The 12495-nt window shown below is 67.4% G+C and carries 13 protein-coding genes and 1 riboswitch; of the genes, 4 read left to right on the forward strand and 9 right to left on the reverse strand.

Translation table 11 applies throughout. The annotated features are described in order from the left end of the window. Positions 1 to 237 precede the first annotated feature (237 nt). From QUH67_RS09060 to QUH67_RS09070, 3 genes are read left to right on the forward strand one after another with little or no spacing between them, the layout of a single operon-like run. A complete protein-coding gene (locus QUH67_RS09060) occupies positions 238 to 735 on the forward strand; it encodes a (2Fe-2S)-binding protein (protein WP_300946332.1) in 498 nt (165 codons plus the stop codon). After that, positions 732 to 1787 carry an FAD binding domain-containing protein gene (locus QUH67_RS09065; protein WP_300946333.1) on the forward strand — a complete coding sequence of 352 codons (1056 nt, stop codon included), beginning with the start codon at positions 732 to 734 and terminating at the stop codon, positions 1785 to 1787. Before QUH67_RS09060 ends, QUH67_RS09065 begins: the two co-directional genes overlap by 4 nt. Beyond that, on the forward strand, positions 1780 to 4041 hold the full coding sequence (locus QUH67_RS09070; RefSeq protein ID WP_300946334.1) for a xanthine dehydrogenase family protein molybdopterin-binding subunit: 2262 nt from the start codon (positions 1780 to 1782) through the stop codon (positions 4039 to 4041). Before QUH67_RS09065 ends, QUH67_RS09070 begins: the two co-directional genes overlap by 8 nt. A 93-nt stretch (positions 4042 to 4134) precedes the next feature. On the opposite strand, the gene cobF is transcribed toward QUH67_RS09070, so the two are convergent. The 7 genes from cobF to cbiE form a co-directional block, all read right to left on the reverse strand. Continuing rightward, positions 4135 to 4887 (reverse strand): precorrin-6A synthase (deacetylating), encoded by a 753-nt coding sequence (gene cobF / locus QUH67_RS09075; protein WP_300946335.1) that lies wholly within the window; start codon positions 4885 to 4887, stop codon positions 4135 to 4137. A gap of 60 nt (positions 4888 to 4947) precedes the next feature. Continuing rightward, a complete protein-coding gene (locus tag QUH67_RS09080) occupies positions 4948 to 5625 on the reverse strand; it encodes an energy-coupling factor ABC transporter permease (RefSeq protein ID WP_300946336.1) in 678 nt (225 codons plus the stop codon). Between the two features lie 55 nt (positions 5626 to 5680). Then, a riboswitch (cobalamin riboswitch) is annotated at positions 5681 to 5896 on the reverse strand. Positions 5897 to 5914: 18 nt separating this feature from the next. Continuing rightward, on the reverse strand, positions 5915 to 6640 hold the full coding sequence (gene cobA, locus QUH67_RS09085; protein WP_300946337.1) for a uroporphyrinogen-III C-methyltransferase: 726 nt from the start codon (positions 6638 to 6640) through the stop codon (positions 5915 to 5917). Next, the gene (locus QUH67_RS09090; RefSeq protein ID WP_300947983.1) at positions 6637 to 7962 is read right to left on the reverse strand and encodes a cobyrinate a,c-diamide synthase; all 1326 of its coding nucleotides are present in this window, start codon (positions 7960 to 7962) and stop codon (positions 6637 to 6639) included. The genes cobA and QUH67_RS09090 overlap by 4 nt, the downstream gene beginning before the upstream one ends. Next, positions 7962 to 8744 carry a precorrin-4 C(11)-methyltransferase gene (cobM, locus tag QUH67_RS09095; RefSeq protein ID WP_300946338.1) on the reverse strand — a complete coding sequence of 261 codons (783 nt, stop codon included), beginning with the start codon at positions 8742 to 8744 and terminating at the stop codon, positions 7962 to 7964. Before cobM ends, QUH67_RS09090 begins: the two co-directional genes overlap by 1 nt. Next, on the reverse strand, positions 8741 to 9109 hold the full coding sequence (locus QUH67_RS09100; protein WP_300946339.1) for a cobalamin biosynthesis protein: 369 nt from the start codon (positions 9107 to 9109) through the stop codon (positions 8741 to 8743). The genes cobM and QUH67_RS09100 overlap by 4 nt, the downstream gene beginning before the upstream one ends. Beyond that, positions 9106 to 10311 carry a precorrin-6y C5,15-methyltransferase (decarboxylating) subunit CbiE gene (gene cbiE, locus QUH67_RS09105; protein ID WP_300946340.1) on the reverse strand — a complete coding sequence of 402 codons (1206 nt, stop codon included), beginning with the start codon at positions 10309 to 10311 and terminating at the stop codon, positions 9106 to 9108. The genes QUH67_RS09100 and cbiE overlap by 4 nt, the downstream gene beginning before the upstream one ends. Here cbiE and QUH67_RS09110 point away from each other — a divergent pair. After that, positions 10310 to 11056: a cobalt-precorrin-6A reductase gene (locus QUH67_RS09110; RefSeq protein WP_300946341.1), complete on the forward strand. Its 747-nt coding sequence runs from the start codon at positions 10310 to 10312 to the stop codon at positions 11054 to 11056. The two genes, cbiE and QUH67_RS09110, sit on opposite strands and share 2 nt — an antisense overlap. Here the strand turns inward: QUH67_RS09110 and cobJ are convergent. Both cobJ and QUH67_RS09120 read right to left on the reverse strand, forming a co-directional pair. Continuing rightward, entirely contained in the window at positions 11032 to 11766 is a 735-nt protein-coding gene (gene cobJ, locus QUH67_RS09115; RefSeq protein WP_300946342.1) for a precorrin-3B C(17)-methyltransferase, read from the reverse strand. The two genes, QUH67_RS09110 and cobJ, sit on opposite strands and share 25 nt — an antisense overlap. Beyond that, complete coding sequence (locus QUH67_RS09120) at positions 11763 to 12494, reverse strand: precorrin-2 C(20)-methyltransferase (RefSeq protein ID WP_300946343.1); 732 nt, start codon at positions 12492 to 12494, stop codon at positions 11763 to 11765. Before QUH67_RS09120 ends, cobJ begins: the two co-directional genes overlap by 4 nt. Between the last annotated feature and the right edge of the window lies 1 nt (position 12495).

Below are 12495 nucleotides of genomic sequence, written 5' to 3' on the forward strand. Positions count from 1 at the left end.
CCCGCAATGTAGATCACGATCCGGTTAGATTGAACCCGCTCATGGCTGCATCGCGTTGTTTGCACATGCCGTTTTGACGGATTCTGAAATCTTTTGGGCGCCCCTTGTTAAACGGAGGATGCCTCCGTATATCCGCCCCACTGCCGGCTCGGCATGTCGTCGAGCCGCGTGAGATCGATGGCGGCCACTGCGGTGGCGCGCTGCGATCACCCATGACCCTATCTGACCGGAGCCTGCATGACTCACTCCATCAGCCTCACCGTGAACGGTGCGCGGCGCGAGATCGAATTGAACGATCCGCGCGTCACGCTGCTCGATCTCCTGCGTGAGCGCCTGCAACTCACCGGAACCAAGAAAGGATGCGACCGCGGCCAATGCGGCGCCTGCACCATTCTCGTCGATGGCAAGCGGATCAACGCCTGCCTCGCGCTTGCGATCAGCCATGACGGCGCCGAGATCGTCACCATCGAAGGCATCGCGCGCGGCGACCAGCTGCATCCCGTGCAGGCCGCCTTCATCGCCTGTGATGGCTTCCAGTGCGGTTTCTGCACGCCGGGCCAGATCATGAGCGCGATCGGCCTGATGTGCGAAGGGCAGGCCGGGTGCGATCCGGAACGGATTCGCGAAGGCATGAGCGGCAATCTCTGCCGCTGCGGCGCCTATGCCGGCATCGTCGACGCCGTGCTGGAAGCGCAGGCCAGCCAGACCAACGACAACCAGAGGCGCTCCGCATGAAGATGTTCGATTACGTGAGGTCCGCAACGCTGGCGGAGGCTATTGCGGCCGCCGCCCAGCCGGGCGCAGCCTATCTCGCCGCCGGCACCAATCTGCTCGACCTGATGAAGGGCGGCGTCAGCCGGCCGGATCGTCTGGTTGACATCACCCATCTTCCTGGGCTCGACCGCGTCGAGCATTTGCCCGACGGCGGTGTCCGCATCGGCGCGCTGGTCGGCAATGCGGGGCTTGCGCACGACACCGATTTCGCAAAAGCCTATCCGGCGGTGGCCGAAGCCCTGCTGTCGGGAGCCTCCGCGCAGTTGCGCAATGCGGCGACCGTCGGCGGCAATCTGCTGCAGCGGACGCGCTGTGCCTATTTCTATGATACCGCCAGCCGCTGCAACAAGCGCGAAACGGGCAGCGGCTGCGATGCGCGCGGTGGCGAAAATCGCCTGCACGCGGTGCTCGGCTGGAGCGAGAGCTGTATCGCCACGCATCCGTCAGATTTTGGCGTGCCGCTGGTTGCGCTCGATGCCGTCGTCGAGATCGAAGGCAGAAGCGGCCGTCGCGAGCTGCCGCTTGAGGAACTGCACCGCCTGCCGGGCGATACGCCGGAGCGGGATACGGTGCTCGAGCCCGGTGATCTGATCGTGGCGGTGCGGCTGCCGCCGGCGGCGCGGAGCTTCGCCGCGCATGCGCGCTATATCAAGGTGCGCGAGCGCACCTCCTATGCGTTCGCCATGGTGTCGGCCGCGGCGGCGCTGCAGATCGACAACGGCAGCATCGTTGAAGCGCGGCTGGCGCTTGGCGGTGTCGCCGCAAAGCCATGGCGCGCCCGCGCGGCGGAGCAGGTGCTGAAAGGCGCCGCGCCCGAGGCGGCGAATTTCCGCGAGGCCGCGCAGGCGGCGCTCGCCGATGCGAATCCGTCCGGCGACAATGCCTTCAAGATCGAGCTGGCGCGCCGCGTGATTGCGCGCGCGCTGAGCCTTGCCGCAACCGGGACGCCCGCGCGCATGCCCGCGCTGCCGGCGTCGCCCTTCGCATCCCAATCCGGAGTCTTGCATGCTTGAGATCAATCCGACCCAGACGCCTGCCCACATGCGGCATGGTTCGAGCATCGGCCAGCCGCTGACGCGCCGTGACGGCATTTTGAAAGTGAAGGGACTGGCTGCTTACGCCGCCGATCACCATCCGCCGGGCATGCTGTTCGCGGTGACTGCCGTCGCCAGCATCGCGCGGGGCCGCGTGACGTCGCTCGATGTGGCGGCGGCGAAGGCGCATCCGGGCGTGGTCGACGTCATGACGACCGCACACAAGCCGCCGCTTGCGATCGATCCCGACATCAAGACCAATCCGTTCGTGTTCCGGATGGAGGTGTTGCAGAGCGACGAGGTGCGCTATGCCAACCAGCCCATCGCGGTGGTGATCGCCGAGACGCTGGAGGCTGCCACCGAAGGCGCGGCCTTGCTGGCGCCGCGCTACGCAACGCTTCCGGCCCGCGTCGGCCTTGACGCCGGGGAGACTTTCGTGCCGCCGGTCGTCGGCGTCGGCAGTCCGACGGAGAATGTACACGGCGATATCGAAGCCGGCCTTGCCGCGGCCGCGAAGACCGTCGAGGCGGTCTATGAGACGCCGCCGCAATATCACAACGCGATGGAGCCGCACGCGATCGTCGCGGCCTGGGACGGCGACAAGCTCACGATCGACACGCCGAGCCAGGCCATGGTGATGGCGCGCGCGCGGGTCGCCGAACTGTTCGGCATCGCGCCGGAGAATATCCTGATCCGCAGCCCGTTCCTCGGCGGCGGCTTCGGCTCGAAAGGATTTTTGACCGGCCCGCAGATCCTCGGCGTGATGGCGGCGAGGCTGGTCGGCAAGCCGGTCAAGCTCGTGCTTCGGCGCGAGCAGATGTACGGCCCGGTCGGCCATCGCGCGCCGACGCGGCAACGGCTGCGGATGGGTGTCGACGTTGACGGTCGTCTCACTGCAATCGACCACCATGCCAGGACGGTATCGAGCAGCTATGATGACTTTTATGAGCCTGCGGCTGGCGCCTCGCACACCCTCTACGCCAGCCCTGCGATCCGCACCACGCATGACGCCGTCCGCGTCGATACCGGCACGCCGTTGTTCATGCGCGCGCCGGGCGAGGCGACCGGATCGATCGCGCTGGAGAGCATGCTCGACGAGATGGCCCTGGCTTGCGGCGTCGATCCACTCGCATTCCGCCTGAAGAATTATGCCGAAGTCGAGCCGATCACCGCCAAGCCGTTCTCGTCGAAGGCGCTGCGTCTCTGTTACGAGCAGGGCGCGGCGCGCTTTGGCTGGGCCAATCGTCCGCTTGCGCCCCGGCAAATGCGCGATGATGACGGGCTTCTGATCGGCTGGGGCCTCGGCACCGCAACATTTCCGGCGATGATGTTCCAGGCCGAGGCGCGCGCGGCGATCCGCCGCGACGGCACCGGCGTGATGGAGAGCGGCGCGCATGACATGGGGCAGGGGGCCTGGACGGCGCTCGCCCAGATCGCGGCCGACGGTCTCGGCCTCGATCTCGACCGCGTCGATTTCAGGTCGGGCACATCCGATCTTCCGGATGCCGGCATCGCCGGCGGTTCCGCGCACACCGCCACTGCGGGCAACGCGATCCACAATGCCGGTGCGGCTGTGATCGCAAAGCTCGCCGATCTTGCAACCAGTGACGAGCGCTCACCGCTGTTCGGCGCCGGCAATGCCGGCGTGATCGCGCGCGACGGAAAACTTGTCCGCCGCGACGATGAGAGCCGCAGCGAGTCCTATCCCGACATTCTCGCGCGAGCCGGCCTCGCCGAGATCGAGGCGCGCGGCACGGGGGTGCCGAATCCCGCGGCGCAGGCGGAGTATGCGATGCATGCCCACGGCGCGGTCTTTGCCGAGGTCAAGGTCGATCCCGAGCTTGGTCAGATCCGCGTCACCCGCATGGTCGGTGCCTTCGCAGCGGGACGGATCATCAATCCGCAACTGGTGCGGAGCCAGCTCTACGGCGGCATGATCTGGGGCATGTCGTTTGCGCTGCATGAGGAAGCCATCACCGACCGTCGCAGCGGCAGGATCATGAATGCCAATCTCGGCGAGTACCACATCCCGGTGAATGCGGACGTGCCCAGCCTCGACGTGCTGACGGTAGAGGAGCATGATCCCCACGTTAACGCGCTCGGCATCAAGGGCGTCGGCGAGATCGGCATCACCGGCAGCGCCGGCGCGGTGGCGAATGCCGTCTGGCACGCGACCGGCGTGCGAGTCCGCCGCTTCCCGGTTCGGATCGAAGAACTGCTGACGCCGCTGTAGCGACAGAACTGCACTCTCGCTCCCGCTTGCGGGGGCGAGGGCGGTTCGAACTTGCGGCGTTGTGAGGCATGGAACGCGTGCTGGCGCGCGATATCAGGCGCTATCGCGTCTCAGAATATAGACGTCCATGATCCAGCCGATCCTCTCGCGCGCCTGACCACGGGCCTCGAGGATTCGTGGGGCTGTCTCCAGGAGAGGACCAGAAAGCGTCATCTCTTCCGCCATACCGACATAGGCCCCCCACCAGATCGTAATGCCTGCGGGGTCCAGGTGCTGGAATGCACAATCGCCATCGAGCATCACCACCAACGTATCGACGCTGGCGGGCCAGCCGGTGTCGCGCAATGCGCGGCCGGTTGTGACGAGAAACGGCGCGCCGATATCGGTGAGGGGGATCGCATGGGACGCGGCCAGGGCATGGATCGAGGTGATGCCTGGAATCACCCGGACGCTCGGTGCGGGCTGCAAGCGCGAGGCAATGCGCAGCGTGCTGTCGTAGAGCGTCGGATCGCCCCAAACCAGCAACGCCACCGACCCGTCGCCGGAGACCTCGGATCGAATGGTATCGGACCAGACCTCGGCAATGGCGTCGTGCCAGTCATCGACGCCGCAGCGATAATCCGCGTTGGTCCGATCACGAAGCGGCAGGTCGAATTCCACGATCCGCGTGGCGGGATTTGTCACGACTTCGGCGCAGATCGAACGGCGGAGGTTGGCGAGATCAGCCTTGTCCGCGCCCTTGCGCGGAATCAGAACGAGGTCGGCGGAATTGAGCGCCCGGATCGCTTGCAGCGTCAGATGCTCGGGGTTGCCGGTGCCGATGCCCACCAGAAGGAGCTCGATCATCTGCCTCCAATTGAAGACGCGGCCGACATCGCGGCCGCGCTCCGGTTCTCACGATGCAGATCAGGCCGCGTGATAAAGCCGTTGCGTCACCAGTGGCGAGCCGCGCAGTGCATGCAGCGACTTGGCGGCGGCGAGGATCGCAAGATCGGCCAGCGGCTCGATCAGAACGACCGCCATGTAGGCTGCGCCAAAACCTGCGACCGAGGACAGGTTCGCAGCCGTGAGACCGGCGCCATAGATCGCCCAGAACGCCACCCAGGCCACGACGCCGCCTTGATAAGCGGTCGAGAGCGTCAGCGCCTGGCTGTATTTCAGGTCGATATAGGCGGTGCCGGGCGCAATCACGCGGCCGGCCAGCGCGTGAATCGCGAACAGCGGAACCAGCAGCGTCGTGACGTTCATGCCATATTGCGGCAGGTCGGTCGGCGAGAAGAACAAGCCCTGGATCAGCAGGCCCAGCGCCAGCCCGATCGCCGAAGGCGCAGCGCCCAGGATCAGGAACAATGTCGAGCCCAGAATAAAGTGCACTTCGGATACGCCGACCGGAAAATGCGGCATCACTTCGAAGAAGATGAAAACGCAGACGGTTGCGACCGCGCTGCGCAGGAGCAGCGACACCGGGCCCTTTTCGCCGATGGACCGGACGACGGCTCTCAGGGCAACGGCGCCTGCCGCTGCGGCCGTCGCGTAACTCAGTACGATCTTGCTGCTGTCGACGAGACCGGGTTCGATATGCATGAAGTCCTCCGTGCCGTCTTCCCCGACGGCAGTTGGTTAAGCGAGGTAGTTCGGGTGCAACGTGCACCTGACGGCAGGTCTCCTGACTTGCGGGTTGTCGCCGCTCCGGACCTTCCCAGCCCGAGATGGACCAGTGGCATTTCCCGGGGCGGCTCGCCGCTTACAGTTGCGGGGGCAGTCGCGGATTTGGCGCCTGATGGCTGCGCCTCACCGCATTCCCTCTTGTCGCCTCGGCGTTTCGGCCGAGATGAACCGTCGTCGCTAGCGTTGTCACCGGCCTCCGGCCAAGTCAAGGGCGGCCCGCTGCTAGTGCGCCGTACAGGATCACGGCGGGGGCGCTGCTGCTCTCGGTCGCCATCAGGTCGGCCAGTTTGGTCACCGTCGTGCGCGTCAGTTGCTGGTCGGGATGGCTGACAGATTCGGCCAGCATGGCCGGCGTGTTTCCCGGCAAACCCGCCGCGATCAGCCGTCGCGCAAGTTCAGGAAAGGTGCGCTTGCCCATGAAGACGGCGGTTGTGGCCGACGGATCCGCCAGCGCCGCAAAATCCAGTTCTTCGGGAAGTGCACCTGTCACGTCATGGCCGGTCACGAATTGCACGCGCCGCGACAACAGCCGCCGGGTCAGCGGCATGCCGGCCGCGGCCGCCGCGGCACAGGCCGAGGTGACGCCGGGAATGATTTCATAGCCGATGCCGGCCACCGACAGCGCCTCGATTTCCTCTTCCAAGCGGCCGAAAACTCCAGCGTCACCGGACTTCAACCGCACCACCTTCGCATGCGTCTTCGCATAATCGACCAGGAGGCGGCTGACATGCTGCTGGCGCGGCGAGACGCGGCCGGCGCGCTTGCCGACGCTCACCAGATCGGCCCCGGTGCGGACATGGGCGAGAATGGGGCCGGATGAGAGGTCGTCGAACAGCACGGCGTCGGCGGCCTGCAACCGCGCCACCGCCTTCAGCGTCAGAAGTTCGGGATCGCCGGGACCGGACGAGACAAACGAGACAAAGCCGGTCATGTCGCCTCCGCGATCAGATGAAAGAACGAACCGGTGGCGCGGCCGCCGCCGTCGAAATTCCTGGTTGATCCGGTTTCCGGCACGGCGGCGCCGGAGGCATCGACGACCTGCGCGAGCGGCGCGTCGTTATGTTCGAGGATGCTGGCATAGTGGAATTCATGCCCGCGCAACCGGGCGCCGGCGCCGTAACCGGGAATCGGCGAGGCCAATCGCGCGAGGCGATAGCCGAGATGCATGCGCCGCTTCTCGAACGAGGTGGTGAGCTTGAAAAGTCCTGCCATTTCGTGCCGCACGCCCGAGGCGTCGATCAGGCCTTCGCCCATCGCCATGTAGCCCCCGCATTCGCCATGCACCGGCCGGGTCTCGGCGAAATTCTGGAGTTCCGAACGGAATCGGGAAGCGGCGGCCAGTCGTCCGGCGTGTAACTCCGGATAGCCGCCCGGTAGCCAGCAGGCATCGGCCGATGCGTCCGGCGCTTGGTCCGCCAACGGCGAGAACGGCAGAATTTCCGCGCCCGCCGCGCGCCATCCCGCCAGCAAATGCGGGTAGATGAAGGAGAACGCGGTGTCGCGCGCGAGCGCGATCCGGTTGCCCGGCGGAGAGATGTCTTGGAGTCCGACGGAGTTCGCCGTTGGCGTCTGCGCCGCGATCGCGCGCAGCGCCGCCAGGTCCACATGCGCGGCGATGAAATCGGCCATCTCGGTCAACGTCTGCGCAAGGCGAGGTTGCTCCTCGGCCTGCACGAGGCCGAGGTGGCGCTCAGGCAACGCCACCGATGGCCGCCGCGGCAACGCGCCGAGCACGCGGATGCCGGCTGCTTCCATGCCGGCGCGCGCCAGCGCCTCGTGGCGCGGGCTCGCCACGCGATTGAGCACGACCCCCGCGAGCGCGACGTCTCTTCGCAGCGTCGCAAAGCCGAGCGCGACCGCCGCCGCCGATTGTGCCTGGCCGGACACGTCGAGCACCAGTACCACGGGCCAGCCCGCCAGCGCTGCGATGTCGGCGCTGGCGCCGGTTCCGGTCTCGCCGCGCGACGCTACGCCGTCGAACAGTCCCATCGAGCCCTCGGCCAGCACCAGGTCGGCGCCGTCCGCCGCCTGCATCGAGGCGAAAAGCTGCGCCGGCTGCATCGCCCAGCTGTCGAGGTTGAGCGAAGCGCGCCCGGACGCCGCGGCATGGAACGCCGGGTCGATGTAGTCGGGGCCGCACTTGAACGGCTGCACGGAAATTCCCTGCGCGCGAAACGCCGCCAGCAGGCCCAGCATCAAGGTGGTCTTGCCCGTCCCCGACGCGGGCGCGGAAATGACGAGGCCAGGCGGGATCACGCGCCCTCCGGAAAACGTGGATCGATGCCGACGGGACGAAAGCGGCGGTCGTAGTCGCCGGCATAAAGCCGGCTTTCGTCGAAATCCTGCGCGCCGATGGCGCGCCCAACCAGAATCAGCGCGGTGCGCTCCATGATGCCGGCCACGGCAGCGTCGAGTGTTGCGAGCGTTGCGATGACGATGCGCTGGTCGGGCCAGCTCGCGCGCCAGACGACGGCGACGGGACAGTCGGCGCCGTAATGCGGCGTGAGTTCTGAAACGACCTTGTCCAGCACGTGCACGGACAGATGGATCGCCAGCGTCGCGCCGGTGGCGGCAAAGGCCGCGAGGGTTTCGCGCTCCGGCACCGCCGAGGCGCGGCCCGAGGTGCGCGTCAGCACCACCGACTGCGCCACGCCGGGCAACGTGAGTTCGGCGCCGAGGGCCGCGGCCGCTGCGGCAAAGGACGGCACCCCGGGCGTGACGTCATAGGGAATGTTCAGCGCGCGCAGCCGGCGCAACTGCTCGCCCATTGCCGACCAGACCGACAAATCGCCGGAATGCAGCCGCGCCACGTCATGCCCCGCGGCGTGGGCGGCTGCGATCTCCGCGATGATCGTGTCGAGCGACATCGGCGCGGTGTCGACGATCTTGGCGCCGGCCGGGCAGTGGCTCAGCAGCGCCTTCGGCACCAGCGATCCGGCAAAAAGGCACACCGGCGACGACGCAATCAGGTCGCGGCCGCGCAGCGTGATGAGATCAGGCGCACCGGGACCGGCGCCGATGAAATGCACCGTCATGGACCGTCTCCTTCCGCGATCGCCGCCGTCGCCATCCCGTCGGCCGACACGGCGCGGGGGCCGAGCAGCCGTGCCGCGGGCCCGGCGGCTGCCAGCGCGGCGGCCTCGGCAAGGCTGCCGATGCCGAAACGGGCGGCGACCCGCTCCGACCAGGTTTCGGTTTCAACCGCTGCCAGCGCGCCCGGTGCGATCGCCCGGATCGGCAGGCGCAATTCCGCGGCGAGCGCGACCAGAGCCTTCGCTTCAGCTTTACCGGCGGCGGTAGCCAGCGCGATCACGCCGTCGGCCCCGCCGGCCGATGTCAGCGCGCTGCGCAGCGAGTCGATACCGGCCGCTTCACGAAAACCGATGCCGGCAACTTTCATCGCACCACGCTCCACTGCACCAGCGGACGCGAGGGTACCCAGCCGCGCATGTTTCCCAAGGGGCGTGCCTGCGCCAGCTCGATGCGTAGCAGTTCGCCGCCGTGACGGCTTTGCCCTGCCAGCAGCAGCGCTTCGGTTTCCAGCGTCACTGCGTTGATCACCAGCCGCGTTCCCACAGGGATCATCGCCCACAGCGCATCGAACAGCGCCTGCGCGTGGCCGCCGCCGACGAAGACCGCATTCGGCGGCGGCAGTTGTGCGAGGGCTACCGGAGCCTTGCCTTCCACAACGGTGAGGGCATGCGCGACGCCGAACGCTGCCGCATTGGTTCGAATGTTGGCAGCGCGATCGGATCGCGTCTCGATCGCAAACGCACGGCCGCCGGCGAGGCACCATTCCACCGAGATCGATCCGGATCCCGCGCCGATGTCCCACAAGATTTCGCCCGGCCGCGGCGCCAGCGCCGACAGCGTCAGCGCCCGCGTCGGCCGCCTGGTGATCTGCCCATCATGGACGAAGGCATCGTCCGGCAACCCGGATGTTCGCGGCAGCCCCGCGGCGCCTGCCGCCGACATCGCGACCGCGACCGGGGCGGCGACCTCGGCGAACGCATAGTCCGCAGCCCGTATCGTACGAATTCGTTCGCCGGGGCCGCCCAGCGATTCCATCACGCACAGCGATGAAGCGCCAAATCCTTGCTTGGTCAGCCATGCCGCCAGATCGCGGGCTGCGTGGCCGTCACGGAGCAGACAGATCGCCCGACGCGACGGCGCCATATACGGCAGCAATGTTTCGAACGGTGCGGCGTGGAGGCCGAGGCAGGCGACGTCTTCGAGCCGCCAGCCCAGCCTTGCTGCGGCGAGCGAAAAGGTGGAAGCCGCGGGAAAGGCGATCCATTCGCCGGGCGCCAGGTGCGCGGCGAGGCTGCCGCCCGCACCGTACCAGAACGGATCGCCCGACGCCAGGACGGCGACCTTTCGGCCACGGCATTCCAGCACCGGGTCGACCGAAAACGGGACGGGCCAAGGGCGGCTGCGCGCCTCGACCTCGGCAAGTCGGAGGTGGCGCGGCCCGCCAAAGACGACCTCCGCTTTCGCCAGCGCATCTCGACTTGATGGCGACAAACCCGTAAGGCCATCCTCGCCGATGCCGATGATCGAAAGCCAGGGGGCGGCCGCCGAGCGAACCGGGGAGTCAGACATGATGCGCGTCCTTCTCCTCGGCGGCACGACGGAAGCCAGCCTGATCGGCCGCGAGCTTGCGACGGCCGGCATTGCGGGCGTCTACTCCTATGCCGGTCGGACCGCGACGCCGGTGGCGCAACCCTTGCGGACGCGGGTCGGCGGCTTTGGCGGCGTCGACGGGCTCGCCGAATATCTGCGGCACGAAGAGATTACCCACGTGATCGACGCGACGCATCCGTTCGCCGGCCAGATCAGCCGAAACGCCGTCGATGCTTGCGCGAAAACCAACACGCCGTTGATTGCATATCTGCGCGAGCCATGGGTGGAAGGACCCGGCGACAAATGGCAGCGTGTCGCGACGCTCGCGGACGCGGCGGCCGCATTGCCGGATCATCCCGCGCGAATTTTCCTCGCCATCGGCAGGCAACATCTCGCGCCGTTCGCGGCGCAGCCGCGGCACTTCTATTTGCTGCGGCTGGTCGATGCGCCCGTGGCACTGCCGCTGCCGGACGCCGAGATCGTGCTGGCGCGCGGGCCATTCACGATCGAGGGCGATCTTGCGCTGCTGCGCGATCATCGCATCACGCATATCGTCGCCAGAAATGCCGGCGGCGAAGGGGCAAAAGCCAAGCTCGATGCCGCGCGAATGCTCGGGCTGCCGGTCATCATGATTGACCGGCCCGGCCTGCCAGCGCGCAGGACGGCGCAGAACGTAGGCGAGATCATGCGCTGGCTCACTCAATCGGCGTGCCTCGGCGTGTAGATGTAACGTCCGACGCGGCGGGTCGCGGAATTGCCGAGCAGCACGACGGTGCGCATGTCGGCCATTTCCGCCTGCGCTTCGGCCAGCGTCACCGTCTCGATGCGTTCCTCGGGCGTCGTCACGGCGTGCGCAAAGGTGATCAGCCGACCGGAACCGCAGGCCTCGCGCAGGATCTCTAGCGTGCGAGCGAATTGATGCGGGCGTGCGGCCGAGCGCGGATTGTAGAACGCCATCGCAAAGTCGGCTTCCGCGGCGAGCCGAAGCCGCCGCTCCACCAGCGCCCAGGGTTTGAGATTGTCGCTTAAGTTGATCGCACAAAAATCATGGCCGAGCGGTGCGCCGGCGCGGGCGGCGGCGGCCAGCATCGCGGTGATGCCGGGCAGCACGCGAATGTCGAGATGGTGCAACGCGGGCAATTTTTCCAGCGCTTCGAACACGGCTGACGCCATCGCGAACACGCCGGGGTCGCCTGAAGATACGATCACCACGCGCCGCCCGGCGGCGGCCAGCTCAAGCGCGTCGTTCGCCCGTTGCAACTCGGCGCGGTTGTCGGAGGTGTGCAACGTCAGGCCCTCGCGCGGCGCCACGCGTGCGACATAGGGAATATAGCCGACGACGTCGGTTGCAGCGGCCAACGCCGCGGCGACCTCCGGGGTCATGAGCGCGGAATCCCCGGGGCCGAGGCCCGCGACCACCAGCGAGCCGGTCATTCCTCCAGCTCCGGGCGGCGGCCGTGGCCGTGGACCAGGATGGTTGCGAAGTAGGGGCATTCGCCGGTTTCGCTTTCGGCGAGCCGCATCACGCGCTGGCCCGGCATGGTGCCGCGCTCGACCAGCCACGCGTCATCAAGCCTGCCTGCGCGCTCGAGCGCGCGGCGCACTTTCGGCAGATGGCGCCCGGTCTTCATCACGACCAGCGCGTCGGCACTTTGCATGTGGCGCAGCAGGTCATCTTCCGGCAGCGTGCCCATCAGCACGGCAAGGACATCGTCGCCCCAGGTGATCGGAATTCCGGTTGCGTTCCAGCAGCCGGTCATGCCGTTGATGCCAGGCACGATCTCGGTCTCGACGCGGCCTTGCAGCCGGGTTTGCAGATGCATGAACGAGCCGTAGAACAGCGGGTCACCCTCGCAGAGCACGACGACATCGTTCGTCGTGGCGAGATCCGCAAGCCGGCCCGCCCAGTCGTCGTAGAATGATGCCAGCAACTGATTGTATTCGGCGCTGCCGAACGGCAGTTCGGTCGTGACCGGATACTCCATCGGATATTCCCTCACCTCCGGCGCCAGCATGCCCTCGACGATGCGGCGCGCCTGACCGCGCCGGCCGGCCTTGCGGAAATACGCGACATGGCGAGCGGCGCGGATCAGCCGGTCTGACCGGACGCTGATCAGGTCGGGATCGCCGGGGCCAAGGCCGGTGCAGATGATCTTGCCCAAG

Origin of the sequence: Bradyrhizobium roseum, from assembly GCF_030413175.1 — a bacterium.
GTDB classification, from domain to species: Bacteria; Pseudomonadota; Alphaproteobacteria; order Rhizobiales; family Xanthobacteraceae; genus Bradyrhizobium; species Bradyrhizobium roseum.

Coding starts and splice junctions, on each gene's coding strand:
- QUH67_RS09060 (WP_300946332.1), top strand. CDS start 238: ATGACTCACTCCATCAGCCTCACCGTGAACGGTGCGCGGCGCGAGATC.
- cobJ (WP_300946342.1), bottom strand. CDS start 11,766: ATGACCGGCTCGCTGGTGGTCGCGGGCCTCGGCCCCGGGGATTCCGCG.
- cobF (WP_300946335.1), bottom strand. CDS start 4,887: ATGATCGAGCTCCTTCTGGTGGGCATCGGCACCGGCAACCCCGAGCAT.
- cobA (WP_300946337.1), bottom strand. CDS start 6,640: ATGACCGGCTTTGTCTCGTTTGTCTCGTCCGGTCCCGGCGATCCCGAA.
- QUH67_RS09080 (WP_300946336.1), bottom strand. CDS start 5,625: ATGCATATCGAACCCGGTCTCGTCGACAGCAGCAAGATCGTACTGAGT.
- QUH67_RS09110 (WP_300946341.1), top strand. CDS start 10,310: ATGATGCGCGTCCTTCTCCTCGGCGGCACGACGGAAGCCAGCCTGATC.
- QUH67_RS09100 (WP_300946339.1), bottom strand. CDS start 9,109: ATGAAAGTTGCCGGCATCGGTTTTCGTGAAGCGGCCGGTATCGACTCG.
- cobM (WP_300946338.1), bottom strand. CDS start 8,744: ATGACGGTGCATTTCATCGGCGCCGGTCCCGGTGCGCCTGATCTCATC.
- QUH67_RS09065 (WP_300946333.1), top strand. CDS start 732: ATGAAGATGTTCGATTACGTGAGGTCCGCAACGCTGGCGGAGGCTATT.
- cbiE (WP_300946340.1), bottom strand. CDS start 10,311: ATGTCTGACTCCCCGGTTCGCTCGGCGGCCGCCCCCTGGCTTTCGATC.
- QUH67_RS09070 (WP_300946334.1), top strand. CDS start 1,780: ATGCTTGAGATCAATCCGACCCAGACGCCTGCCCACATGCGGCATGGT.